Source organism: Methylobacterium sp. AC433 (assembly GCF_979253015.1).
The window spans coordinates 115072-137831 of record NZ_CEEDBN010000012.1 but is presented as its reverse complement, the minus strand read 5'-3'; the positions used below and the strand labels follow the sequence as shown (position 1 = coordinate 137831).

The following is a 22760-nucleotide window of genomic DNA, read 5'->3' as shown; positions in this document are numbered from 1 at the left end:
GCGGCCAAGCTGGCCATCCCCGGCGATCCATCAGGGACGCCCCGCCTCCCGCACCAACGCGGTCTCGACGATCAGCCGCAGCGGGCCGGCCTGCAGCGCATCCAGGGGCCAGCAGGTGACGAGGTCGAGATGCCGGCCGGGGGCCTGCGGGTCGATGCCCGAGGCATCCCAGCGCGCCACCCGCGTGCCGGTGACGCGGAAGAGCAGGGTTCGGCCGTCCCGGCCCGTCACCACCACCGGATCGCCGGGGCCGAGCCGCCCCAGCCCCGCGAACTGCGTGTCGCGGTGCGCGGCGAAGACCGCGGTGCCGGGTGCGCCGGCCTCCGGGGTGCCGTCCAGATGGCCGGGGCCGAAGGCCAGGGCCTGCCCGCTCCCGCCTCGCAGGACCACGAAGCTGCGGCCCATGACGGTGAGCCGGGCGACGGGCTCGGTGTCGGCCCAGGGCCAGGGCCGGGCGGGCTGCCCCGAGGCCAGGCTGCGGGCGAAGGCACGCTCCAGCAGCCCCTGCGCCAGGGCGGCCTTGGCGGGGATCCAGGCGGCCTGCACGGCCAGCCCGAGGCCCGCGAGGGTGAGGAGGGCCGCGAGGGCCCTCCGCACTCCGGTTCCGAGGCGACGGCTCATCGCGGAGCGGCGGCTCATCGCGAGACGACGGCTCATCGGAGGTCCCCGGTCCGCCGGCCGCCGGTCCGGAGACCGGCGCCCAGCAGCAGGCCCAGCAGGGCGAGGAGCAGGCCCAGGCCGAGCTGCGCGAGGATCCCGGCCCCGGTTTGTGGCAGGTCGACGGCCGCGCCGTCGGCGCCGATCGGCACGATCCGGGCCGCCCCGCCGTCGGCGGGCTCCGCGCCGGGCCGGTCCGTGCCGAACACCCTGGCGAAGTCCCAGCCCGCCGGCAGGTTCAGCGGCAGGTCGGCGGCGACGAGGGGGGTGCCCGGCGCCCGGCGCGGGGTGGCGTCGACCGCCACGAGGCTGGTCAGGCGCGTCGTCAGGCCGTGCTCCAGGGCGAGGGCCAGGATGGCGGCGTCGGCCGTATCGGGGCCGAAGCGCCCGGTGATGCGCGCCGTCTCGGTCTCGCCGATCCGGGAGCGCGCCCAGACCTTGGAGATGCCGGCGCCCGCGCCCGCCTCGGCGAGCGGCAGCGTCCGGCTCCAGGCCCGGCCACCCACCCGGCCCGCGACGGTCACGGTCCCCCCGGCTTCCCCCGGCAGCCGGGCGGCGAAGACCAGCGGCTCGCCGCGGTAGAGGTCGGGAAGCGCGCCCGGCGTCACCGCGACGCCCGGGACCGAGAAGCTCGCGGTCAGGTCGGTGACGGCGGGGGATTCGAGCTTCTCGTAGAGCGCGCGGGTCCGCTCGCCGACCTGCGCGAGGTCGCGGATCTCCGTGAAGCTGCCGCGCCCGATCTCGGCGGCGTGGCGCATCAGGTGGCCGTTGGGCGCCGAGCCGATGCCGACCATGAACAGGCGCGAGCGCCCGAGATTCGCGTGGATCGCCGCGAAGATCCGCTCCTCGTCACCGACGGCGCCGTCGGTGAGGAACACCACCTGGCGCACGCGCCCGTCCTCCGGGTGGGGATCGGCCAGGGCCGCCTTGAGCGGCGCCAGCATCTCGGTGCCGCCGCGCGCCTCCAGGGCGGCGACGAAGCGCTCGGCCTCCGCCAGGGCATCCGGCGTCGCCGGGACGGGCTCGGGATGCAGTGCGTCCCAGGTGTCGTCGAAGCGGATGACGTTGACGCGGTCCTGCGGGGTCAGGCGGCGGAGGCCGGCCAGCAGCCCGGCCTTGGCCTGGCGCATCGAGGCGCCGGACATCGAGCCGGAATTGTCGATGACGAAGGTGACGTCCCGCACCGGCCTGGTCGCCGCGTCGGCCCCGATCTCCGGCGGGTTCACGGCGGCCAGCAGGTAGGTGCGGCCGGCGACGGTCTCGCGGAAGAGGCCGAGGCCGGGCATCCGGCTGGGGACCGGCGCCCAGGTCAGCTCGAGGTCACGGTCGGCCGGCACGACGCCGTCGGCCAGGGTGACGGTCCGGGCCTCCGGGCCCGCCTCGGTCACGCGGATCGCGTGGGTCGCGCTGCGAAGGCTGCCGATGGCGAAGCCCGCCCGGAGCCGCACCGTGACGGCGACGGGGTTGGTCGGGCGGGAGACCGACGGGTCGAGCACCGGCGGGCTGATCCGGGCGCGATCGGGAACCGGGTCGCGGGCCGCCTCGGCCACGCCGTCGAGGGAGACCGCGTCAAGCGCGGCGGGGGCGGGATTGTAACGGGGCGCGACCACCAGGGGCAGGCGCAGCATCCGCGTCTCGCCGGAGACGGGGATCGTCTGCTGATAGGTGATCTGGACCAGCACCGTCTCGCCGGGGCCGATATTGGCGACCGCGTTGGTGAAGATGTTGGGCCGCGCCTGCGCGGTCAGGGCGGCCGATTGCCCGGCCGCCTTCGCGGCCTCGTAGGCGCGCTTGGCCGCCGCCCGCTCGCGGATGTCGGCGACGATCACCCGGGAGCCGACGACGAGCTTCATGCCGTCCACGGCCGCGTCCTCCGGAAGGGGATACACGTAGGTGCCCTCGACCCAGTCCGCACCGGTGTTGCGGAAGGCCTGGGTGACGACGGCCCGGGCGGTCGGGCCGCTGACATCGACGCTGATGTCGGTCGCGAGCTGGACGGCCTCGACCGGCGCGCCGCCGGCCGACCCGCGCAGCGTCAGGCCGCCCCGCGTCGGCCCCGGCGACGCCTGGGCGGAGGCGACCAGCAAGAGGAGCGCCAGCAGCGCGAGGAAGAGCGGCGACAGCGCGGCGTTGCGGGGGAGCTCGACCGCGGATCGTGGCGAAGAGAACGGCATCGGGAAAACCTCCTGCGCCGGCGGATCGGGGCCGGCTCGCCGCTGAAGCTCCCGCGCCGGCCCCTCCGCCACCACGAGAAACTTCGCCCTTTCCCGGGCCGGAACCGCACCCGCCCGCCGCGCCCGGGCGGATCTGTGCGGGGCCGGTGCGGCGGCGTACGCCCCCCGGCGCTCCCCGGCGGAGCGCGCCTCGGCAGACGCGCCATCCGCGTCCGGGTCGTCCGCATCCGGAACACGAGCGATCGACGACGGCGGCCGAGATCCTGGCCGGCTCCGGTCCTGGGGCCGCGACCGGCTGCCCTGGAGATGGACCTCGTCCTGCCGGGATGTCATCGATCGAGCGATGCAACGTTCAGAAGGGCGCCCGGCCCGGATGCGGAGCGATCCGACCCACGGCGTCATCGAGAGCGGCCGCTTCCTTCGGGGGCGGGCCATGGCGCGGCGGCGGCGACGGGACGATCGTCGGGCCTGAAGACGATGGAGCGAGCGATGGCCAGCACGGCAGAGAAGCGGAGCGCCTTTCGCGGCCTTCACGAAAGCGGCTTCTTCCTCTTGCCCAATGCCTGGGATGCCGGCGGCGCGGTTCGGCTCGCCACGCTCGGCTTCAAGGCCATCGCCTCGACGAGCGCGGGGGCGGCCTGGGCCGCCGGCAAGCAGGATGGGGAACTCGGCCTGGAGGCCACCCTCGACCACATGAGACTGCTTGTCGCCAGCACCCACCTGCCGGTCAACGCGGATTTCGAGAACGGCTTCGCCGACCGTCCGGAGGATGTCGCGCGGACCGTCGCCCTGGCCGTCGAGACGGGCGTGGCCGCCCTGTCGATCGAGGATTGGTCCGGAACCGCGATGTACGGGACGGATCAAGCCGTCGAACGGATCGCCGCCGCACGCAGCGCCATCGACGCCGTCGATCCCACGGTGATGCTCGTCGGTCGAAACGAGAACTTCCGTGTCCCCGACCTGTCGGTCGGTGCCAGCATCGTGCGCGCCGTCGCCTATGCGGAGGCCGGCGCCGACTGCCTCTTCGTGCCCTTCATCCTCGATCACGGTGCCGTCGCGGAACTCGTCGCGGCCGTCGCCCCGAAGCCGGTCAACGTCGTGGTGAACGAGTACGACGAGGCAATCCGGGTGTTCGCCGAACTCGGGGTTCGTCGTTGCAGCGTGGGTGGAAGCCTCGCCCGCAGGACCTGGGCGGCCTTCGATGCCGCCGCGCAGAGCTTGCAGCGCTACGACACGGGCGACGGATCCTGAAGGTCGCGACGCCACGCTCCACCGGCATGTCCACCCCATCGCGGAACAGGTGGCGGCGTCGTGAACGCCCGCCGGTCCTCTGTGGTTATCCGTGAGCCATGCCTGGATCGCCGGGCGCAGGGCAGGGACGTCCGACCCGAGGAGGATGTCTGCGCATCTCGCTCCGCCGGCAGGCTTGCCGAGCCGGCATCGTTCCATCCGCGCCGGCCTGCTCTGGCTCCCGACAACGATTTCCGGTTACAGGCTCGGCAGCCCCGCCTCGAGTCGCAACGGGTTGGTTCCAGATGCTCACCGAAACCCTGACGGAAGCGAGCCTCCGAACCTTCCTGGCCGCCTTCTACGCCAAGGTGCGGCGCGATCCCCTGATCGGGCCGGTCTTTGCCCGCGCCATCCCGGATGGGGACTGGCCCCGCCACCTCGCGGTGATCCAGGATTTCTGGTCCTCGCTGCTGCTGCGATCCGGCCGCTACAAGGGCAATCCGTTCGGCAAGCACCAGGGGCTCGGTGCGTTGACCCCCGCCCACTTTGCCCGTTGGCTGGCTCTCTTCGAGGAGACGGCCCGGCAGATGTATCCCGCCGACGTGGCGGCGCGCCTCACCGAGCGCGCGAACCGGATCGGCGACAGCCTGCAAGCGGGCCTGTTCTTCAGACCGGAATCCCTGCAGCGAGACCGCTGAGATCCCGTGCGTTGCCCGCCCGTGGCGCGCGCCCCCCCGACACGCGACTGTCCCTTCCGTGGACAAGGATCGATCGCCCCGCAGCGCCGTTGGACCTCGCCACGATGGGCTCCGGCCGGATCGCGCTCCGTGATCCGGCCTCGGCCAGCGTGTCGGCGGCAGGCAGCGCGAGAGTTCGATGACACCGGTGACAGATTTTCCGCCCGCGGCGTTCGCCAAGGACGATCCGAGCCCCGATCCGCTGTTCTACCGGCAACCGCGCTTCGTCACGCATATCGACGACGCCGCCATCGCCGCGGTCACGCGCCTCTACCGGGAGGTCGTTCCGGCCGGAGGAACGGTTCTCGACCTGATGTCCAGCTGGGTCAGCCACCTGCCGGAGGACCTGACCTTCGCGCGGGTCATCGGCCACGGGCTGAACGCCTCGGAACTTGCGGCGAACCCCCGCCTGACTCAGCACTTCGTCCAGGATCTGAACGCCGCGCCCCGGCTTCCCCTGGATAGCGCGAGCGTCGACGCGACACTGCTGTGCGTCTCGGTCCAGTACCTGCAGAAGCCGATCGCGGTGTTGTCCGAGGTCGCGCGCGTGTCGCGCCCGGGGGCACCGGTGGTCATCAGCTTCTCGAACCGATGCTTCCCGACCAAGGCCGTGGCGATCTGGAACGCTCTGGATGGGGCGGGGCGCGCGCGACTGGTCGAGCGCTATCTGCAGGATGCCGGCTTCGCGCGGACCGCGGTGCACGTACCGATCCCGGAGCCTGGCCTCGGCGATCCGCTGACGGCGGTGATCGGCTGGACGTCAGGCGCGTGAGACCCCCGCTCCGCGCCGTCGCGGTTGCGCGAGCCGGGCGACACGCGCATGGCACGGGGACGGCTCCAACGGCTCGGGCCGACCGGATTCGGCGGCCGGCGAGCGGCGGGACCCTACCGGGGTCCCGCGCGACGCTTCAACGCAATCGGCGCTTCGAGGAAAGGGACGGGAATGCGAGGACCGGCACGGAGACTCGGGGCAGGGGCACTCGGGCCACGGGCACTCGGCGCACGGGCATTCGGGGCACGGGCATTCGGGGTCGGATCGTTTCGTGACGTCCTCCCCGTGGTGGCCATCCTGGTCGGGTGCGCGCCGACGCCTGCTCGCGCAGTCACGCCGGTGACACCGGTAGGCGTCGAGAGCTGCGACGCCTTCCTCGCCGCCTATGCCCAATGCGCCGCCAGCCCCGGCGTGCCGGAGGCCGCCCGCCCCGGCATCCGCCAGGGGATCGGCACGATGCGCGAGAGCTTCCGGGACTCGGTCGCGCGCAACGAAGCCGCGCGGGCGACCGTGGCCTATCAGTGCGCACAGGCTCACGAGGCCGTCCGCAAGAGCCTGGTCGAGGCCTTCAAGTGCGATTTCCCCGCTGCACCCGCGGCCTCCCAGGCCCTGCTGCAGAGCCCGCCGCCGCCGCCCGCCTCGGCTCGGGCGCCCGCCCGTCCGGCGCCGACGCAAACGCCCGAGTCTCAGAATCTGGCGAAGGCGAACGCCTACACCGAGGCCCAGAACCACCTCGTCCGGTCGCATCCTTTGACGCAACACCTGGCCGACTACCGGCGCGACAACGAGCGGGTGCTCAAGCTCGGCACGAAGCTCGGCGCCAATGCCTGGTACCATTTCGGCATCGTGGATTTCGACGGCGTCATCGAGGAGCTGGAGAAGGCCGTCGCGCTGCCGGGCGCCGTGCCGGAGGTCGATGCCCAGGCCGCCCGGCTGTTGGCGGCCCTGCGCGAGGTCAATCCGACCCTGAAGGTGCTGACGCGCTACCAGACCACGCGGGAGTTCAAGGAGGACGGCTTCAAGTTCGCGCGCGAGCAGCACGCGATCCTCGTCCCGCGGGTCGAGGCGGCGGCCAAGGCGATGGACGCCTACGGCACGGCCTTGTTCGAGCGCGAGATCGCCCGGGACGAGCGCCGTCTGTCGGCCCTGCCGGACGATGCGCCGGCGCGGCGTCTCCTCTCCACCAGCCTCACGCTGCGCCGCGCGATCCGGCAATTCGAGGCCCTCGGTCCCAGGGCGGATGTCGCCCCCTTCCTGGCCGCCCTCGGCGAGGTATCGAACGCCAATCGCCAGCTCGGTACGACCTTCGACGGCATGAGCCCGAAGGCGAACACATCCTGCACCGGCTACACCGATACGGTCGCGAGCCTGATCGGGCACGGCCGGGATGTCGCCCGGGACATTCGCGCGAAGGGCGATCCGAGCCAGCCGGCGCAGCGTTTCAACGAGGCCTACAATCGTTCGGTGCGCGACCTGGAATCCTGCCAGAGGAACGAGGACCGGATGCGGCCGAGCTGAGGGTCTTCGCGGGATCTCGCGACGTCCCCGTCCGGCCCGCCCTTCCTTCCGCCCGGTCACCCGCCGCTTCGGCTTCGGAGCGCCGACGGCCCAGCGCGGCCGGCCGGCGTCCCGCGCCCGCGCCTCATGCGGGTGCCTTTTCCCCGTGGGGATCCGCCGAAGCCAGCGGTGCCTTGGCGCCGGCGGAGGGCGCGCGCCGCCGGAAGGCGGAGGCGATCAGCACGTAGAAGAGCGGGGTGACGTACACCGCCAGCACCGTCGCGCTGATCATGCCGCCGAGCACGCCGGTGCCGATGGCCCGCTGGCTGTTCATGCTGGCCCCCGTGGCGATGGCGAGCGGCACCACGCCGAGGATGAACGCGAAGGAGGTCATCACGATGGGCCGGAAGCGGAGCGCGCAGGCCTCCAGGGCGGCCTCGTGCAGGGGCCGCCCCTGCGCCACGCGGTCCTTGGCGACCTCGATGATCAGGATGGCGTTCTTGGCCGTCAGGCCGATCACCGTGATCAGGCCGACCTTGAAGTAGACGTCGTTGGGCATGTCGCGCATCAGCATGGCGAAGACCGCGCCGACGATCCCGGTCGGCACCACCAGCAGGACGGCGAGCGGGATCGACCAGCTCTCGTAGAGGGCGGCCAGACACAGGAACACGCAGACCAGCGACAGGGCGAGCAGGTAGATCGCCTGGGAGCCCGAGAGCTTTTCCTGGAGGGATTGCCCGGTCCAGGCGAAATCGAAGCCGGCGGGCAATTGCCCGGCGAGGCGCTCCATCTCCGCCATGGCGTCGCCGCTGGCGAAGCCCGGCGCCGCCGTGCCGCCGAACTTGATGCTGGGATAGCCGTTGAAGCCGACAACCTGGGCCGGCCCCATCGTCCAGTCGAGGCGCGAGAAGGATTGCAGGGGCACCATCTGGCCCCTGGCGTTGCGGACGTGGAGGTCGAGCAGGTCCTCGGCCTTCATCCGCCGGCCGGCCTCGGCCTGGACGATCACCCGCTGCATGCGCGCCTGGTTCGGGAAGTCGTTGACATAGGCCGAGCCGAGGCTCGTCGAGAGAGTGTCGTTGATGTCCGCGAAGGTGACGCCCAGTGCGTTCGCCTTCTCGCGATCGATCAGGAGCTCCACCTGCGGCGCGGTCGGCAGGCCCTCCACGTAGACGCCCTGCAGGATCGGGCTCTTCGTGGCGGCAGCCAGAAGCTGGTCGCGCGCGGCGGCCAGGGCGGCGTAGCCCTGCTGGGCCTTGTCCTGGAGGCGGAAGCTGAAGCCGCTGGAATTGCCCAGGGAATCGATGGCCGGCGGGGCGAGCGACATCGCGACGGCGTCGGGCAGCCCGGCCAGCATGGCGTTGGCGCGGGCGCTGATCGCATCGGCGCTGTCGGCCGGCCCGCGCTCCCCCCAGGGCTTGAGGCCGATGAAGTTGAGCGCCGCGTTCTGGCCCTGGCCCGAGAAGCCGAAGCCGAGGAGGAAGGTCTGGTTGTCGACGCCGGGCTCCCGGGCGAAATGCGCCTCGATCTGCCGGGCGACGTCGAGCGTGCGGCCGGTGGCGGATTCCGGCGGGGTCTGCACGTCGACGATGATGTAGCCCTGGTCCTCGACGGGCAGGAAGCTCGACGGCATCCGCGCGTAGCCCCAGCCGAGCGCCGCGATCAGCGCGGCGTAGACGACCAGCGCTCGGAGCGGCCGGCGCAGGGTCCCGTCCACGCCGGAGCGGTAGGCGCGGGTCCCGGCCGCGAAGGACCGGTTGAACCAGCCGAAGACCCCGCGCCCGCCGTGCCCGTGGCCCGGCGCGATGGGCTTCAGGAGCGTGGCGCAGAGCGCCGGCGTCAGCGACAGGGCCAGGAAGGCCGAGAAGGCGATGGAGGTCGCCATGCTGACCGCGAACTGGCGGTAGATCACCCCGACCGAGCCGGGGAAGAACGCCATCGGCACGAACACCGCGACCAGAACCACGGTGATGCCGACGATGGCGCCGGTGATCTGGCCCATCGCCCGGGCGGTGGCCTCGCGCGGCGCCAAGCCCTCCTCGGCCATGATGCGCTCGACGTTCTCGACCACCACGATGGCGTCGTCGACGAGGATGCCGATGGCCAGCACCATGCCGAACATGGTCAGCACGTTGATGGAGAAGCCCGCCAGCAGCAGGGCGCCGCAGGTGCCGAGCAGGGCCACCGGCACCACGATGGTGGGGATCAGGGTGTAGCGGATGTTCTGGAGGAACAGGAACATCACGGCGAAGACCAGGGCCATCGCCTCGGCCAGGGTCACCAGCACCTTGCGGATCGAGACCTCGACGAAGGGCGTCGTGTCGTAGGGGATCGTGATCGCCACGTTGGCGGGCAGCGTCTTCGCCAAGGTCGCGATCCGGGCCCGCACACCCGTGGCCGCCGCGAGGGCGTTGCCGCCGGGGCTGAGCTGGATGCCGATGCCGGCGGCGGGGCGCCCGTCGAGGCGGGTCTGCATGGTGTAGGACTGGCCCGCCAGTTCCACCTCGGCGACGTCGCGCAGGCGCACCAGCGAACCGTCCGGGTTGGCGCGCAGCACGATCGCGCCGAATTCGCGGGCGGAGGTCAGCTGTCCCTTCACCAGGACGTTGGCGGCGATGCGCTGGCCGTCCCGGGCGGGCTGGGCGCCGACGATGCCCGACGCGATCTGGGCGTTCTGCGCGCCGACCGCCGCCGTGACGTCGGCCGGCGTCAGGCTGAACCCGACGAGCTTGACCGGGTCGATCCAGATGCGCAGCGCCTTCTCCGACGAGAACAGGGTGGCGCGTCCGACGCCCGGCACCCGCCGCAGCTCGCCGAGGACCCGCCGGGCGGCGATGTCGCCCAGATCCGTCTCGCTCAGGGAGCCGTCGCGGGAACTCAGGGTGATGAATTGCAGGAAGCTGGTGCTGGCCTCCTCGACGATGACGCCCTGCTGTGTCACGGCGCGGGGCAGGCGCGCCTCGATGCGCTTGATCCGGTTCTGGACCGCCACCGTCGCCCGCGATGCGTCCGAGCCCGGCGCGAAGGAGGCCATGATCTGGGTCTGGCCCGAGGTGTCGCTGGTGCTCTCGAAGTACATCAGCCCCGGAATGCCGTTCAGCTCCTCCTCGATGATGCGGGTGACGCCGTCGTAGAGCCGCTCGGGCGGGGCACCCGGATAGGTCGCCGTGACCTGGATCGTGACGGGGGCCACGTCCGGGTATTGCGAGACGGGGAGCACGAGGAGCGAGATCGCCCCCACCAGAACGATGAAGAGCGAGATCGCCCAGGCGAAGATCGGGCGGTCGATGAAGAACCGGGTCATGGGACTGCGCCTGCGGGAGCGGGGGAGGGTGGACGGCGCGTTCGGTCAGGGCGCCGGAAGGGCGGCGGTGCGGGCGCCCGCCCAGGGCACCGGCTTGACGGCCATGCCGGGCTGGATCTTCTGGAAGCCCTCGACCACCACGGTCTCGCCGGCCTTCAGCCCCTGCTCGATGATCCAGCCTCCCTCCGTGAGGGGGCCGGTGCGCAGGGGCCGCAGGGCGGTCCGGCCCTCCGTCACCACGTAGGCCTGCGCCTCGCCGGCACTGCTGCGCTGGATCGCCTGGGCCGGGACGATGACCGCATCGGCCTTCTGGCCCTGGCCGACGCGCACGCGCACGTAGGTGCCGGGCAGCAGGGCGGCCTTCGGGTTGGGGAAGGTCGCGCGCAGAGAGACCTGGCCCGTGCCGGGATCGACGCCGACATCCGTGAACAGCAGGCGGCCGGCATCGGGATAGAGGCCGCCATCGGGTCGCAGGAGACGGACCTCGGTCGCCGGCAGGTCGGCGCCTGGTCCGGCCAGCGAGTCCGGGTTCGTGGCCGGCGCGTTGAAGTCGGCGAAGATCGGGTCGATCTGCTGAATGACGGCGAGCCTGGTGGCGTCGGCCGCGCCGACCAGCGCCCCCTCGGTGATCAGCGCACGCCCGATGCGCCCGGCGATGGGCGCGCGCACGGTGGCGAAGTCGAGATCGATCCGCGCACGGGCGAGCTGAGCCCGGGCGCTGGCGACGTCGGCTTCGGCCTGGCGCAGGCTGGCCAGGGCGACGTCCTGCTGGGCGGTGCTCGCCGCCTGCCGCTCCACCAGCGTCTCGGTGCGCTCGGACTGGCGCTGGGCCTGCACGCGCGTCGCCTCCGCCCGGGCGAGGGCCGCGGCCTTGGCGTCGACCTCGGCCCGGTAGATGGCGGGATCGATCCGGAAGAGCACGTCGCCCTTGGCGACGAGGCTGCCCTCCTCGAAGGCACGCTCCTGGATGATGCCGGAGACCTGGGCACGGACCTCGGCCACGCGGGTCGAGGCGAGACGCCCGGCGAAGTCGAGCAGGCGCGGAACCGTGGTGCCCTCCACGGTCACGGTGGAGACGTCCGGCACCGGGGCCTCGGCCCCGGGCTCGGCCGGGCCGTTCGCCGCCGGCTTGCAGCCGAACACCGCGAGCAGCACGAGGCAGGGCGTCACGAGGGGGATGACGGGCCACCGTCGGCGCGCGAGGTCACGCATGGCTGTCCGGGTCCTTGGATCGAGGAAGGAGTGCGCGGGCCGTCAGGCCCGGCGGGTCATCGCCAGGAGGCGTTCGCGCAGAGCCGAAAGGTCCGGCATCGGTCCGCCATCCTCCCGCAGAAGAGCGGCGAGCCAGGCCCCGTCGGTGGCGAGCCGCACGATTTCCAGGGTCGGATCGTCGTCGGTGGCGCGGTGGCGCTCGACGAAGCGCGCGAACCACGCCGCCGTGACCCGGCGCAGGCTCGGCTCGGTGAGGGACGAGATGTAGAGGGCGGTCCACTGACTGCTCTGGTTGAGCATCAGGTCGTCCAGGGTGACGGTGACGTAGGCGCGGGTGAAGCGTCCCCAGGCTTCCGGGTCCCGGGCCATGGCCGCCTCGATGTCGGCGTCGAGCTTCTCGAGCAGCTCGGCGACCACGGCGTCGATCAGGGCCTGCTTGCTCGCGAAGTGGTGGAACAGGCCGCCCTTGGTGACGCCGGCCGCCTCGCAGACGGCCTGCACGGTGACGGCGCCGAGTCCCTGTTCGAGGGCGAGGGCGGCAGCGCAATCGAGGAGGCTGCGCCGGACGCGTTCGGGCTGCTTCCTGCGGCGGGCGGCGTCCATGCTCAGTGTCCCGTCTGTGTCGCGGCGAGCGGCATCGCCCTGCGGGCATGCGTCATCGGGTCGAACGCGCCACGATCGCGGGCGGTCATGGCCAGCGTCGGCACCGCCTTCGTGCATCGGTCCGAGGTCTGGAGCATGGTCATGTCAGTGATCTTACAGGGCCGGGCGGCATGCGGCGCCGAGTCGGCGAGGGTCTGGTTCGGCATGATCCCACCGGTGAGTCGTTGCCGCCATAAATACCGACTGTTTGGTATCTTTCAAGGGCGAATCGGGGCGGGCAAGGCACCGGTGACAGGCATCCCGACGACGCGTGCGGCCGAACGCGATGGTCGGTGTTCCGCCACGGGCCGATCACGCTCCGCACCGTCTCGCGCGCGTCGGAGGGCGCCTGTTTCCGGCCTTCGACTTCGCGCTTGCCGTCGATGCTCTCGGAGCAGGCGTTCGCCCACGGCGATCCTGCCGCCGTGTGTCGGATCCGCGGGCCGTCTCGGCGCCCCCTCGCGCAAAGCCGTCGCGATCATCTCCGGGCCGTTGCCGCAGCGGACGGGATGCGCCAGGCGCGACCGTTACGGGTTCAGCCCTGGACGAAGTTCGAAGCGCCGAACGGGATTGCGAGGCTGCGGCCGGCGTTTCCACGCGATCCTGGGTCCCTCGCGACGCCGGATGCGTCGAACCCGAGCCTTGCCGGCCTGCCAGCCCGCGGCCTGGAGAAGCCCGGTGACGCGACGGCTCTCGCCGTCGCGTCCAGACGCCGGGGCCGGGGCGCGGATGGCACGGGTCGACGCCCGCCGGTCGGGTCCGGCCGGTCCGCCCGGTTCAGCGTGTCCGGCATGGGCGCTCCGCGCGCGTGACGCGCCCGTCGTGATTGTCGTCGAGGCGCGCGAAGCGCTTCGCCGTGACGGCGTCGATCTCCTCGACCGTGACGAAGCCATCCCGGTCGGCGTCGAGCCGGCGGAAGCGCTTCGCCGGATCGGCCGGGCCCTTGCCCGGATGGGCGGCCCACCAGGCGGTCCATTCCGCTTCGCTGATCCGGTTGTCGTGGTCGGTGTCCGCCCGCATCAGGCGCATCCGATGCCGCGCCTGGAAGGTCGCCAGGTCGACGCCCTCGGGCTTGCGGTCCTCGAGCCTCGACGGGGGCGAGGGCGCCTCGGGAGTCTGGGCCCCGGGAGTCTGGCCCCCGGGAGTCTGGGCGATGGCGGCGGATGCCGACAGGAACGCCGCGAGCGTCAGGCATAAGGTTCGACGGGCCATAGCGGCACCCTTGTGCTGGAGGGAGGAGACGGGATCGCACCCCTCGGGCGCGATCCCGCGCGGGGAAGGCCGGGCCGGCCGCGTTACCAGCGGTGATGCCAGCCGACGTGGCGGTAGCCGCCCCAACGGTGCCAGCGCGGGCCGCCCCAGCCGATTCGGCGGGGACCGTAGAACCGGGGTCCGTAGAAGGCCGGCCGAACGACGTAGGGCGCGTAGACGACGCGCGGTCCGAGGTTCGGGCGGCAATAGCCGTAGAGTCCGCGGTGGAAGCCGAGGCCGCAGCCGTCGCGGGCTTCCGCCGTGCCGGCGGTGGCCAGCGGCGCCGCCAGCCCCGCGGCCAGGAGTGCCGCCGGAGCCAAGCGCTTGAGTCCGCTGGAGGCGATGTTCGTCAGTCCCGTCATTGCAGGGTCTCCCTGGTGGGTGATTGCGATGCGGAGAGATTGCCCGCCTCCTGTCGCAGGAATTTGCCGGGACATCCCGATTGTGTCGCGAAGGGTCGCGGATCCGGGCGGCCTGACACAGGTTGCGACAACTTCGTCGAGAGCCGGATCTCCGGCCGCGCTAGAACCCGCCGATGGGACACTCAGCCATGGACCACGCCCATGTCCTGGTGGTCGACGACCACCGCGACATCCGCGACCCCCTCGCGGCCTATCTCAAGCGGCACGACCTGCGCGTCAGCGTTGCCGCCGACGCGGTCGCGGCCCGTGCCGTCCTCTCGGGCTCCGCCATCGACCTCGTCATCCTCGACGTAATGATGCCGGGCGAGGACGGGCTCTCGCTCTGCCGGCACATCCGCGAGGTCCACGACACGCCCGTCATCCTGCTGACCGCGCTGGCCGAGCAGACGGACCGTATCGTCGGCCTGGAGATCGGCGCGGACGACTACGTCGTGAAGCCCTTCGACCCGCGCGAGCTCCTGGCCCGGGCCAAGAACCTCCTGCGCCGCGCCCGGGCGCTCCCCCGCCTCCGCGACGCCGGCGACGGAAGCCGGCTCGCCTTCGACCGCTGGGTGTTCGACACCGACCGCCGCGAACTGGTCGACGAGGCGGGTCGGGCGGTGGCCCTCAGCACCGCCGAGTTCCGCCTGCTCTGCGCGCTGACCCGGCATCCGCGCATCGTCCTCTCGCGCGACCAGCTCCTCGACCTGACCAGCGGCCGGGCCGCCGAGGGGTTCGACCGCAGCATCGACAACCAGGTCAGCCGGCTTCGGCGCAAGCTGGAACGCGACCCGGCCCATCCGGAGCTTCTCAAGACCGTCTGGGGTGGCGGCTACGTCCTCGCGACCGATGTCAGGGCCGCGCCGTGAGCGGGTGGCAGGGCTCCCTCGCCGGCCGGCTGGCGCTCCTGCTGGTGCTCGCGGTCGTGGGCGCGCAGGCCGCCGCCTTCGCGATGTTCACGCGGGAATCGTCCCTGGTCGGGCGTGCGGCTGTTCGCACCCAGGTCGTCGACCGCGTCGCCACCCTCGTTCGGCTGCTGGAGACGGTGCCGCCGGACGCCGTCCCCGGCGTGATCGAAGCCTACGGTTCGCCCCGGCATCGCTTCACCATCGACACGGCCAGCCTGGTGCCGGACAACGCGATGGATGCCGACGAGACCAGGCTCGCCCGTCGCCTCGACCGACGCATGCGGGACGGTGCGAGCCAGGCCCGCCTCCTGCTCGTCGAGCGGGATCAGGACCGGCAGCCCGAGGCGTCGTCGGAACGTCTCGCTGCCCGACCGCAGGTCCTGAGGGTCTCCGTCCGCCTCGACGACGGCCGCTGGCTCAACGGCGAGGCGCCGCTCGCGCTGTCGACGCCGCCCTGGATTCGCATCGGGCTGATCCAGGTCGCAGCCAGCGTCGTCGCCGTCCTGGTCGTGACCGGCATCGCCATGCGCGGCATCGTCGGACCCGTGCAGGCCCTGGCCCGGGCCGCCGAATCCGCCGGCCGGGGCGTGGCCGTCGAGCCCCTGCCGGAGCGGGGGCCGCGCGAGCTGCGGACCATGACGGCCGCCTTCAACCTGATGCAGGCGCGCTCGCGGGCCTTCGTCTCGGACCGCACCCGGATGCTGGCCGCCATCAGTCACGACCTGCGCACCCCCATCGCCTCGCTCTGGTTGCGCGCGGAGATGGTCGAGGACGCGGACTTGCGCGGTGCGATGGTGCGCACGATCGCGGACATGCGCGACATGGTCGAGGCGACGCTCGCCTTCGCGCGCGATGACGCGCTCAGCCAGGACGACGCCCCGTTCGACCTCGCCGGGCTGCTGGCGGCCATCGTCGATGAGCACCGGGTCCTGGGGCACGCCGTGATCCTTGGCGCCCCGGATGCCCTCCCGTTCCACGGACGCGCCACGGCTCTGCGCCGCGCGTTCGACAACCTCGTGGCCAATGCCGTCCGCTACGGCGGATGTGCCCGGATCGCCCTCGAACACCGGGACGACGGCGTCGTCGGCACGATCGACGACGATGGACCCGGCATCCCGTCCGAGCGGATCGAAGAGATGTTCGCTCCCTTCACCCGCCTCGACGATTCCCGCAGCGTCGAGACCGGCGGGGTCGGTCTCGGCCTCGCCATCGCGCGCTCGGGCATCCGCGCCCATGGCGGCGAGATCGCCCTTCGCAACCGGGAGGGCGGGGGCCTCAGGGTGGAGGTGACGCTGCCCGCCTCCGCGGCGAGGCGCCGTGCCGGGGATTCGACGGCTGCGGACAGGTCGGGACGCGGGACGAGCCGCGAGTCCTGACCCAGGTCCGGTCGGGACCCGCCCGTCCGCGCCATGACCGGGATGCAGACGTTTCCGTCTCGGGCCGACCGGAGCGGATCGCGCACGCCCGTCTCGGCACGCAGCCCATCGGACGGAGCGTCAGCCCTGCTCCATCGGGTCGTTCTGCATGGCATCGGCGAAACGGCGCATCAGCCGGGCGAGATCCGCGACATCCTGGTCTGTCCAATCGGCGAAGATCCTGTGCGCGATCGCCTCGAGCGCCACGTCGACCTTGCCGGTCAAGGCCTTGCCGCTGGCCGTGATCACGGCTTCGCGCATACGCCCATCCGTTGCGTTCGATCGGCGTACGACCAGGCCGAGGCCTTCCAGTTTGGTCACTTGGCGGCTGACCGTCGTGTGATCGCGCCCCACCCGGTCGGCGAGGTCGACGATGCCGATCGGCCAAAGCCGGTCCACCATCATCAGCAGCGGGAACAGCGCACGATCGAGCACGATCCCCGCCTCGCGAACCATCGCCGCGTCACGCTGCGGCCGGTTCATCACGCTGACGATATCGATCATGGCGCCATGCAAGTCCCGCAGCAGCACCGTTGGGAGCGTCCTCTGCACTGTGTTCACCGACCCCGGTCCGCCCGCCGACATATGTGCATATTGCACACATCTGAAAGGGCATGACAAACGCTTTCTCGGCGAACGGGCCGATCTGCGGCAGCGATGAACGGCCGCGCGCGGCGCCCTGAAGGGCGTCGGCAGCCGGCCCCGACACCGTCCGGGCGTCCGGGACGCCTCGCTCCGGACCCCGCGTACCGACGGCATCGACCGTCCATCCAGGCACCGGATCGATCCGGCCACGAGCACGGAGCAAGCGCGATCGGACGCCGACGGAAGAGGAAAAAATTGGGGAGCGAGAGTTCTTGGCGCGCCCACGGGGAATCGAACCCCGGTCTGATCCGTGAGAGGGACCTGTCCTAACCGCTAGACGATGGGCGCGGACCGGAGGGAAGCGCCTGGAGATCGCTGCGGCGATCCGTGCTTCCCGGCCGATGGGCGATCGTATAGCGAGGGTCGCGCGGCCCGACAAGGGCCGAAATCGCGCCGGCGCGGCGCAAGCGACATTTTGAACCGAAGGATCGCCTTTTTGCCGGGACTCGAAGATTTGCCGGAACGCGCGGACGCGCCGGGCTCCGTGGACCGGCGCGCGACCCTCGCCGAGGACGCCGCGACCGAGCGCCTGGACCGGGCCCTGGCCCGGGCCTTTCCCGACGTCTCGCGCTCGCGCCTGCAGGATCTCATCCGCGCCGGGCAGGTGCGCCGCGACGGGGCCGTCAGCCGCGACCCGTCCGTGAAGGTCGGCCCCGGGGCCGCGCTGGCCGTCGCGATCCCGGAGGCGGTGGCGCCCGAGCCGGTGGCCCAGGCCCTCGACCTCGCCATCGTGTACGAGGACGACGACCTCGTCGTCATCGACAAGCCGGCCGGGCTCGTGGTCCACCCGGCCCCCGGCCACGAATCCGGGACCCTGGTGAACGGGCTCATCGCCCATTGCGGGGACAGCCTGTCGGGGATCGGCGGCGTGCGCCGGCCGGGCATCGTCCACCGCATCGACAAGGACACCAGCGGCCTGCTGGTGGTGGCCAAGAACGACCTCGCCCATGCGGGACTGACGGCGCAGTTCGCCGATCACGGACGCACCGGCCCCCTGGAGCGGGCCTACCTCGCCCTGGCCTGGGGCGTGCCCGAGCCGCGGGCCGGCACCATCGAGGCGAACCTCGCCCGCAGCGTCCGCAACCGCGAGAAGATCGCGGTGGTGCGCGGCGAGGGCGGGCGGCACGCGATCACGCATTACCGCGTCGAGGCGGTGCTGGGCACCGACGCGCCGGTGGCGCTCGTGCGCTGCACGCTGGAGACGGGGCGCACGCACCAGATCCGCGTGCACCTGAGCCATCGCGGACACCCGCTCCTCGGCGACGCGGTCTATGGCGGGGCCTTCAAGACCAAGGCGGGCCGCCTCGGCCCGGCGGCGCGGGACGCCCTCGCCACCCTGGGGCGCCAGGCGCTGCATGCCAGCGTGCTGGGCTTCGCCCATCCGCGCACCGGCGAGCCCCTGCATTTCGAGAGCCCGCTGCCGGCCGATCTGGAAGCCCTCGTCGCCACGCTGAGGGCGGGGGCGTAGCGCGGCCGACACAGTCAAGACCGCATGGGCGTGCGCCAGGACACGGCGGGCTGCGGCCATTCGTGCCATCACAGACCCAAGCGAGATCCCGCGCGTTGATGACGAACGCGTCCCACGCGTCACCTTTCCGTCTCCGCCGGTTTCCCGCTACACTCGGGAATCGGACGGCCGGCTCAAGGGAGCGGCGGTTCGCTTCGGACCGCCCCTCAGGGGGTCCTTTCAAGGAGGTAAGATCATGGCCGGCGCATTGCCAGTGCTCGCCACCGAAGGTGGCCTCTCACGCTACCTCGACGAGATCCGCAAGTTCCCGATGCTCGAGCCGAACGAGGAATTCACGCTCGCGAAGGACTGGCGCGAGAAGGGCGACCGCAACGCGGCCCACCGCCTCGTCACGTCGCACCTGCGCCTCGTGGCCAAGATCGCCATGGGCTATCGCGGCTACGGCCTGCCGATCGGCGAGGTCGTGTCCGAGGGCAATGTCGGGCTGATGCAGGCGGTCAAGCGCTTCGAGCCGGACAAGGGCTTCCGGCTGGCCACCTACGCCATGTGGTGGATCAAGGCGGCGATCCAGGAATACATCCTGCGCTCGTGGTCGCTCGTGAAGATGGGTACCACCGCCAACCAGAAGAAGCTGTTCTTCAACCTGCGCAAGGCCAAGGGCCGGATTTCGGCGCTCGACGAGGGCGACCTCAAGCCGGACCAGGTCGCGCAGATCGCCGTCAAGCTCGGCGTGCCCGAGCAGGAGGTGATCGACATGAACCGTCGCCTCTCCGGCGACACCTCCCTCAACGCGCCCCTGCGCGAGGAGGGCGAGGGCGAGTGGCAGGACTGGCTCGTGGACAACAGCCCGAGCCAGGAGACCGTGCTCGCCCGCGAGGAGGAGGGGCAGAACCGCCTCACGGCCCTGCGCGACGCGCTCTCGGTGCTCAACCCCCGCGAGCGCCGCATCTTCGAGGCGCGCCGCCTCGCCGACGACCCGATCACCCTGGAGGATCTCTCCGGCGAGTTCGGCGTCTCGCGCGAGCGCGTCCGCCAGATCGAGGTCCGCGCCTTCGAGAAGATCCAGGAGGCGGTCAAGCGCAACCTCGCCACCCGCGAGGCTCCGCGGGCCGAGGCGCACGCCTGATCCCACGCATCCCGAGATCGGGAACCGCGAACAGCCCCCCGGCCACGAGGCCGGGGGGCTGTCGTCGTTTTGCGGGCTAGGTCCTCAGGCGCCACCGCGCCCGAGAAGCGCTTTGCGAGGGCGCGATCGCGGGTCCGTCGAAAGAAAGCGCGTCGCAACAAGGGTCTGGAGCCGTGCCCGACCCAACGTGGTCGGGGACGGCCCTAGCGCCACTGATCGAAGGCGTTCTGCAGCACCTGGGTGCCAGCGCTGCCCTTCTCGAAGGCGATGATCCCGCGCGGACCGGCGGCGAACTTCAGGGTGATGTCGAACCAGTTCTTGTGCAGCAGGATGTCGGTGTTGCGCTCGATGTCGTTGGGCAGCGACGAGAGCCCGATCAGGAACAGGTTCTCGCGCACCCGCACCGGCAGGCCGGCCACCGGCGAGCCGCGGGCGCCCTCCTCGTCCTTGCCCTGCAAGAGGCCGATATCCTGGACGTTGTGGCGCGCGGCCGTGGGACCGCTCGGCGTGAAGGCGAGTTCGACGGTGTGCGAGGCCGGGAGGGTGGCGTCGAGGTTGCGGCGCAGGGTCATGACGAGGGTCAGGCCCGCATCCGCGAACTCAGCGGTGGCCCGCACCACGGTCTCGAGCTGCTGGCCCTGCTCGCCCGGCACCGTGTCGAGGCGCCAGACCACCCGGCCCTGGGTGGTCGTCGGCGCGGCGTTGGCGCCGCCGCCCACCGTCTCCTCGTAGAGCATGGCCCGCTGGGTCACCGCGAGGTCGGGCTGGGCCGGGTTCGGTGCGGCGGGGCTCGGTGCGGGGGTCGGCGCGGGCGCCGCGCGCCGCGCCGGCGCGGCGGGAGCGGACGGTGCCGCATCGCCGCCGACCCGGTCGGCGAATTTCGAGTCGGCGCCGTCCGGGGCGGCCTGCTGCTCCGTGGCGATCGGCTGGAGGTCGGCGGGCTTGTCGCGCAGGAGGAAGGCCGCCACCGCGATGAGTCCGATCACGGCGATCAGGATGCTGCCGACGAGGACGTTGCGCAGGAGGCGCGAGCGCCCGTCGCGGGGGCCGACCACCTCGATCCGCGGCCGCTGGCGCTGGCCGTTCCCATCGGGCGCCGGCAGGTCGGAGCCGGCTTCGTCGGCGGCCGGGACCGGCTGGCCCGCCTCGTCCGGCGCCTCGGCGGCCATGAAGGGCGGGGACTTGGCCTTGCGGGCCTGGATGCGGACGGGCGGCGGGATGGTGTCGGGTGCCGGGCCGGCCTCGCTCGGCGCGGGCGGAACCGGGGGCTCGCGCGGTGGCGCGACCGGGATCGGCGGCGCGACCGGAACGGGCGCCTCCGGCTCGGGGGAGGCGGGCGAGGGATGCGCGGGCTCGGGCGCTGCCGCGGCCGGCGCGCCGAAATCCGGCGGCGGCGCGGGCGGCAGGGTCGCCTCGGGCAGCGTCGCTTCCGGCAGGTCGATGGGGTCGTTGGCCGGCGGCGGCGGGAGGAAGGGCTCCGGCGCGGGGGCGGGCGGCTCCGGCGCCGACGCGGCGGGTGCCGCACCGCCGTGGTCGCGCTCGAGGCGCAGGATCGCGGCTTCGAGGGCGTTGCGCTCGAGGTCGATGTCGTCCTCGGACAGGGGCGGATCGAGGGACCGGAGCTGCCCGATCAGCGCGCCGCGCGCGCGCTCGTAGACGGCCTGGCGCAGGGCCGGGGAGCGGTCGGGCATCGCGTCGAGCGCCCGTGCCAGCAGGGGATAATAGTCGGCCATCGTGCCTCAGGTCCGCCCTCTCACCGGCGGCTGGCTGGCCGCCTCGTCCCGCAGCCCCACGGACGGACGCGCACCGGCCGACCGCCGCGGTACCAGCGTGGGCGCATCTTCCCCACGCGGCCATGCCCCCATCAAGTGAAAACGGCCCTAGTCCTCAAAGGGGTTGTGCATGAGGATGGTGTCGTTGCGCTCCGGCGACGTCGAGAGCAGCGCCACCGGCGCGCCGATCAGTTCCTCGATCCTGCGCACGTACTTGATCGCCTGGGCCGGCAGGTCGGCCCAGGAGCGGGCGCCCGCCGTGGTGCCCGACCAGCCCTCGATGGTCTCGTAGATCGGCTCGACCTTGGCCTGGGCCGCCTGATTGGCGGGGAGATGATCCACCACCTGGCCGTCGAGGCGATAGCCGGTGCAGACCTTGATCGACTCGAAGCCGTCGAGGATGTCGAGCTTGGTCAGGGCGATGCCGTCGATGCCCGAGGTCCGCACGGTCTGGCGCACCAGCACCGCGTCGAACCAGCCGCAGCGGCGCTTGCGGCCGGTGTTCACGCCGAACTCGCGGCCGCGGGAGCCGATGGTCTCGCCGATCTCGTCGAAGAGCTCGGTGGGGAAGGGGCCTTCGCCGACGCGGGTGGTGTAGGCCTTGGCGATGCCGAGCACGTAGCCGATGGCCGAGGGGCCCATGCCGGAGCCGGTCGCCGCCTGGGCCGCCACGATGTTCGAGGAGGTCACGAAGGGATAGGTGCCGTGGTCGACGTCGAGGAGCGCGCCCTGCGCGCCCTCGAACAGGATGCGCTTGCCGGCGCGGCGCTCGTCGTCGAGTAGCTTCCAGACCGTATCGGCGTAGGGCAGGATCGTCGGCGCGATCGCCTTCAGCTCGGAGAGCAGGGCGCCCGCATCGACCTCGGCGATGCCGAGGCCCCGGCGCAGGGCGTTGTGGTGCGTGAGCACCCGCTCGATCTTGGCCTCGAGCGTCGACTCGTCGGCGAGGTCGACGACCCGGATGGCGCGGCGGCCAACCTTGTCCTCGTAGGCCGGGCCGATGCCGCGCTTCGTGGTGCCGATCTTCAGGCCCGCGTTCGAGGTCTCGCGGAAATGGTCGAGCTCGCGGTGCAGCGGCAGTATCAGGGTGGCGTTGTCGGCGATGCGCAGGGTGCGGGGCGAGATCTCGACGCCCTGGGCCTGGAGCCGGGCGATCTCGTCGACGAGGTGCCAGGGATCGACCACGACGCCGTTGCCGATCACCGATAGCTTGCCGCCGCGCACCACGCCGGACGGGAGGAGGGCGAGCTTGTAGGTCACGCCGTCGACCACGAGCGTGTGGCCGGCATTGTGGCCGCCCTGGAAGCGGACCACCACGTCGGCCTGCTCGGAGAGCCAGTCGACGATCTTGCCCTTGCCTTCGTCACCCCACTGGGCGCCTACGACGACGACGTTTGCCATTCACTGAAAACCTGTGCCGTAACCCGCGCGAAAGCGGTCCGACCCGACGGGCGAACCGCTCCTGCTGTCCTCGGGTCTTTCCGCGATCCGTGCGCGGAAATCAAGCAAGGGGGCCGCCCGCCCCTGCGGGGGGCGGCCATGCCGCCCC

The 22760-nt window shown here is 72.2% G+C and carries 19 protein-coding genes and 1 tRNA gene; 8 read left to right on the top strand and 12 right to left on the bottom strand.

The features are described 5' to 3' along the window. Positions 1 to 30: 30 nt before the first annotated feature. Entirely contained in the window at positions 31 to 621 is a 591-nt protein-coding gene (locus AC0IWM_RS16945) for a class GN sortase (RefSeq protein WP_471756942.1), read from the bottom strand. A gap of 32 nt (positions 622 to 653) precedes the next feature. After that, entirely contained in the window at positions 654 to 2831 is a 2178-nt protein-coding gene (locus AC0IWM_RS16940; protein ID WP_471756906.1) for a marine proteobacterial sortase target protein, read from the bottom strand. 489 nt (positions 2832 to 3320) lie between these two features. On the opposite strand from AC0IWM_RS16940, the gene AC0IWM_RS16935 reads away from it, so the two are divergent. The 4 genes from AC0IWM_RS16935 (at position 3321) to AC0IWM_RS16920 (ending at position 7088) form a co-directional block, all read left to right on the top strand. Then, positions 3321 to 4082 (top strand): isocitrate lyase/PEP mutase family protein, encoded by a 762-nt coding sequence (locus AC0IWM_RS16935; protein WP_471756904.1) that lies wholly within the window; start codon positions 3321 to 3323, stop codon positions 4080 to 4082. A 284-nt stretch (positions 4083 to 4366) separates the two neighbouring features. Further along, positions 4367 to 4759, top strand: a complete 393-nt coding sequence (locus AC0IWM_RS16930) for a group III truncated hemoglobin (RefSeq protein ID WP_471756902.1) — start codon at positions 4367 to 4369, stop codon at positions 4757 to 4759. Between the two features lie 178 nt (positions 4760 to 4937). Next, entirely contained in the window at positions 4938 to 5570 is a 633-nt protein-coding gene (locus AC0IWM_RS16925) for a class I SAM-dependent methyltransferase (RefSeq protein WP_471756900.1), read from the top strand. A gap of 339 nt (positions 5571 to 5909) precedes the next feature. Then, a complete protein-coding gene (locus AC0IWM_RS16920; RefSeq protein ID WP_471756898.1) occupies positions 5910 to 7088 on the top strand; it encodes a DUF3829 domain-containing protein in 1179 nt (392 codons plus the stop codon). A gap of 124 nt (positions 7089 to 7212) precedes the next feature. Here the strand turns inward: AC0IWM_RS16920 and AC0IWM_RS16915 are convergent, their stop codons facing one another. The 6 genes from AC0IWM_RS16915 to AC0IWM_RS16890 form a co-directional block, all read right to left on the bottom strand. Next, entirely contained in the window at positions 7213 to 10371 is a 3159-nt protein-coding gene (locus AC0IWM_RS16915) for a multidrug efflux RND transporter permease subunit (RefSeq protein ID WP_471756896.1), read from the bottom strand. A gap of 45 nt (positions 10372 to 10416) precedes the next feature. After that, positions 10417 to 11583 carry an efflux RND transporter periplasmic adaptor subunit gene (locus AC0IWM_RS16910; RefSeq protein ID WP_471756894.1) on the bottom strand — a complete coding sequence of 389 codons (1167 nt, stop codon included), beginning with the start codon at positions 11581 to 11583 and terminating at the stop codon, positions 10417 to 10419. Between the two features lie 42 nt (positions 11584 to 11625). Continuing rightward, the gene (locus tag AC0IWM_RS16905) at positions 11626 to 12186 is read right to left on the bottom strand and encodes a TetR family transcriptional regulator (protein ID WP_471756892.1); all 561 of its coding nucleotides are present in this window, start codon (positions 12184 to 12186) and stop codon (positions 11626 to 11628) included. Positions 12187 to 12188: 2 nt separating this feature from the next. Next, the gene (locus AC0IWM_RS16900; RefSeq protein WP_471756890.1) at positions 12189 to 12392 is read right to left on the bottom strand and encodes a hypothetical protein; all 204 of its coding nucleotides are present in this window, start codon (positions 12390 to 12392) and stop codon (positions 12189 to 12191) included. Between the two features lie 610 nt (positions 12393 to 13002). Then, positions 13003 to 13437, bottom strand: coding sequence for an EF-hand domain-containing protein (locus tag AC0IWM_RS16895; RefSeq protein WP_471756888.1), 435 nt, complete (start codon positions 13435 to 13437; stop codon positions 13003 to 13005). A gap of 83 nt (positions 13438 to 13520) precedes the next feature. Further along, on the bottom strand, positions 13521 to 13838 hold the full coding sequence (locus AC0IWM_RS16890; RefSeq protein WP_471756886.1) for a GCG_CRPN prefix-to-repeats domain-containing protein: 318 nt from the start codon (positions 13836 to 13838) through the stop codon (positions 13521 to 13523). A gap of 188 nt (positions 13839 to 14026) precedes the next feature. Between AC0IWM_RS16890 and AC0IWM_RS16885 the strand changes: the two genes are divergently transcribed. After that, a complete protein-coding gene (locus AC0IWM_RS16885) occupies positions 14027 to 14746 on the top strand; it encodes a response regulator (RefSeq protein WP_471756884.1) in 720 nt (239 codons plus the stop codon). After that, on the top strand, positions 14743 to 16161 hold the full coding sequence (locus AC0IWM_RS16880) for an ATP-binding protein (protein ID WP_471756882.1): 1419 nt from the start codon (positions 14743 to 14745) through the stop codon (positions 16159 to 16161). Before AC0IWM_RS16885 ends, AC0IWM_RS16880 begins: the two co-directional genes overlap by 4 nt. 120 nt (positions 16162 to 16281) lie before the next feature. Here the strand turns inward: AC0IWM_RS16880 and AC0IWM_RS16875 are convergent, their stop codons facing one another. Then, positions 16282 to 16704, bottom strand: coding sequence for a MarR family winged helix-turn-helix transcriptional regulator (locus AC0IWM_RS16875; protein WP_471756879.1), 423 nt, complete (start codon positions 16702 to 16704; stop codon positions 16282 to 16284). A 354-nt stretch (positions 16705 to 17058) separates the two neighbouring features. Then, positions 17059 to 17133, bottom strand: a tRNA-Glu gene (locus AC0IWM_RS16870). Positions 17134 to 17329: 196 nt separating this feature from the next. Between AC0IWM_RS16870 and AC0IWM_RS16865 the strand changes: the two genes are divergently transcribed. Both AC0IWM_RS16865 and rpoH read left to right on the top strand, forming a co-directional pair. Further along, on the top strand, positions 17330 to 18313 hold the full coding sequence (locus AC0IWM_RS16865; RefSeq protein WP_471756940.1) for an RluA family pseudouridine synthase: 984 nt from the start codon (positions 17330 to 17332) through the stop codon (positions 18311 to 18313). Positions 18314 to 18548: 235 nt separating this feature from the next. Then, positions 18549 to 19439 (top strand): RNA polymerase sigma factor RpoH, encoded by an 891-nt coding sequence (rpoH, locus tag AC0IWM_RS16860; RefSeq protein WP_056469801.1) that lies wholly within the window; start codon positions 18549 to 18551, stop codon positions 19437 to 19439. A 203-nt stretch (positions 19440 to 19642) separates the two neighbouring features. On the opposite strand, the gene AC0IWM_RS16855 is transcribed toward rpoH, so the two are convergent. Both AC0IWM_RS16855 and AC0IWM_RS16850 read right to left on the bottom strand, forming a co-directional pair. Continuing rightward, entirely contained in the window at positions 19643 to 21172 is a 1530-nt protein-coding gene (locus AC0IWM_RS16855; protein WP_471756877.1) for a histidine kinase, read from the bottom strand. Positions 21173 to 21319: 147 nt separating this feature from the next. Next, positions 21320 to 22612: an adenylosuccinate synthase gene (locus AC0IWM_RS16850; protein ID WP_471756876.1), complete on the bottom strand. Its 1293-nt coding sequence runs from the start codon at positions 22610 to 22612 to the stop codon at positions 21320 to 21322. Positions 22613 to 22760: the final 148 nt, after the last annotated feature.

What these genes read in the sequence shown, in the direction of transcription:
- AC0IWM_RS16945 (WP_471756942.1), bottom strand. Translation starts at nt 621, where the DNA reads ATGAGCCGTCGCCTCGGAACCGGAGTGCGGAGGGCCCTCGCGGCCCTC.
- AC0IWM_RS16940 (WP_471756906.1), bottom strand. Translation starts at nt 2,831, where the DNA reads ATGCCGTTCTCTTCGCCACGATCCGCGGTCGAGCTCCCCCGCAACGCC.
- AC0IWM_RS16935 (WP_471756904.1), top strand. Translation starts at nt 3,321, where the DNA reads ATGGCCAGCACGGCAGAGAAGCGGAGCGCCTTTCGCGGCCTTCACGAA.
- AC0IWM_RS16930 (WP_471756902.1), top strand. Translation starts at nt 4,367, where the DNA reads ATGCTCACCGAAACCCTGACGGAAGCGAGCCTCCGAACCTTCCTGGCC.
- AC0IWM_RS16925 (WP_471756900.1), top strand. Translation starts at nt 4,938, where the DNA reads ATGACACCGGTGACAGATTTTCCGCCCGCGGCGTTCGCCAAGGACGAT.
- AC0IWM_RS16915 (WP_471756896.1), bottom strand. Translation starts at nt 10,371, where the DNA reads ATGACCCGGTTCTTCATCGACCGCCCGATCTTCGCCTGGGCGATCTCG.
- AC0IWM_RS16910 (WP_471756894.1), bottom strand. Translation starts at nt 11,583, where the DNA reads ATGCGTGACCTCGCGCGCCGACGGTGGCCCGTCATCCCCCTCGTGACG.
- AC0IWM_RS16905 (WP_471756892.1), bottom strand. Translation starts at nt 12,186, where the DNA reads ATGGACGCCGCCCGCCGCAGGAAGCAGCCCGAACGCGTCCGGCGCAGC.
- AC0IWM_RS16900 (WP_471756890.1), bottom strand. Translation starts at nt 12,392, where the DNA reads ATGCCGAACCAGACCCTCGCCGACTCGGCGCCGCATGCCGCCCGGCCC.
- AC0IWM_RS16895 (WP_471756888.1), bottom strand. Translation starts at nt 13,437, where the DNA reads ATGGCCCGTCGAACCTTATGCCTGACGCTCGCGGCGTTCCTGTCGGCA.
- AC0IWM_RS16890 (WP_471756886.1), bottom strand. Translation starts at nt 13,838, where the DNA reads ATGACGGGACTGACGAACATCGCCTCCAGCGGACTCAAGCGCTTGGCT.
- AC0IWM_RS16885 (WP_471756884.1), top strand. Translation starts at nt 14,027, where the DNA reads ATGGACCACGCCCATGTCCTGGTGGTCGACGACCACCGCGACATCCGC.
- AC0IWM_RS16875 (WP_471756879.1), bottom strand. Translation starts at nt 16,704, where the DNA reads ATGATCGATATCGTCAGCGTGATGAACCGGCCGCAGCGTGACGCGGCG.
- rpoH (WP_056469801.1), top strand. Translation starts at nt 18,549, where the DNA reads ATGGCCGGCGCATTGCCAGTGCTCGCCACCGAAGGTGGCCTCTCACGC.
- AC0IWM_RS16855 (WP_471756877.1), bottom strand. Translation starts at nt 21,172, where the DNA reads ATGGCCGACTATTATCCCCTGCTGGCACGGGCGCTCGACGCGATGCCC.
- AC0IWM_RS16850 (WP_471756876.1), bottom strand. Translation starts at nt 22,612, where the DNA reads ATGGCAAACGTCGTCGTCGTAGGCGCCCAGTGGGGTGACGAAGGCAAG.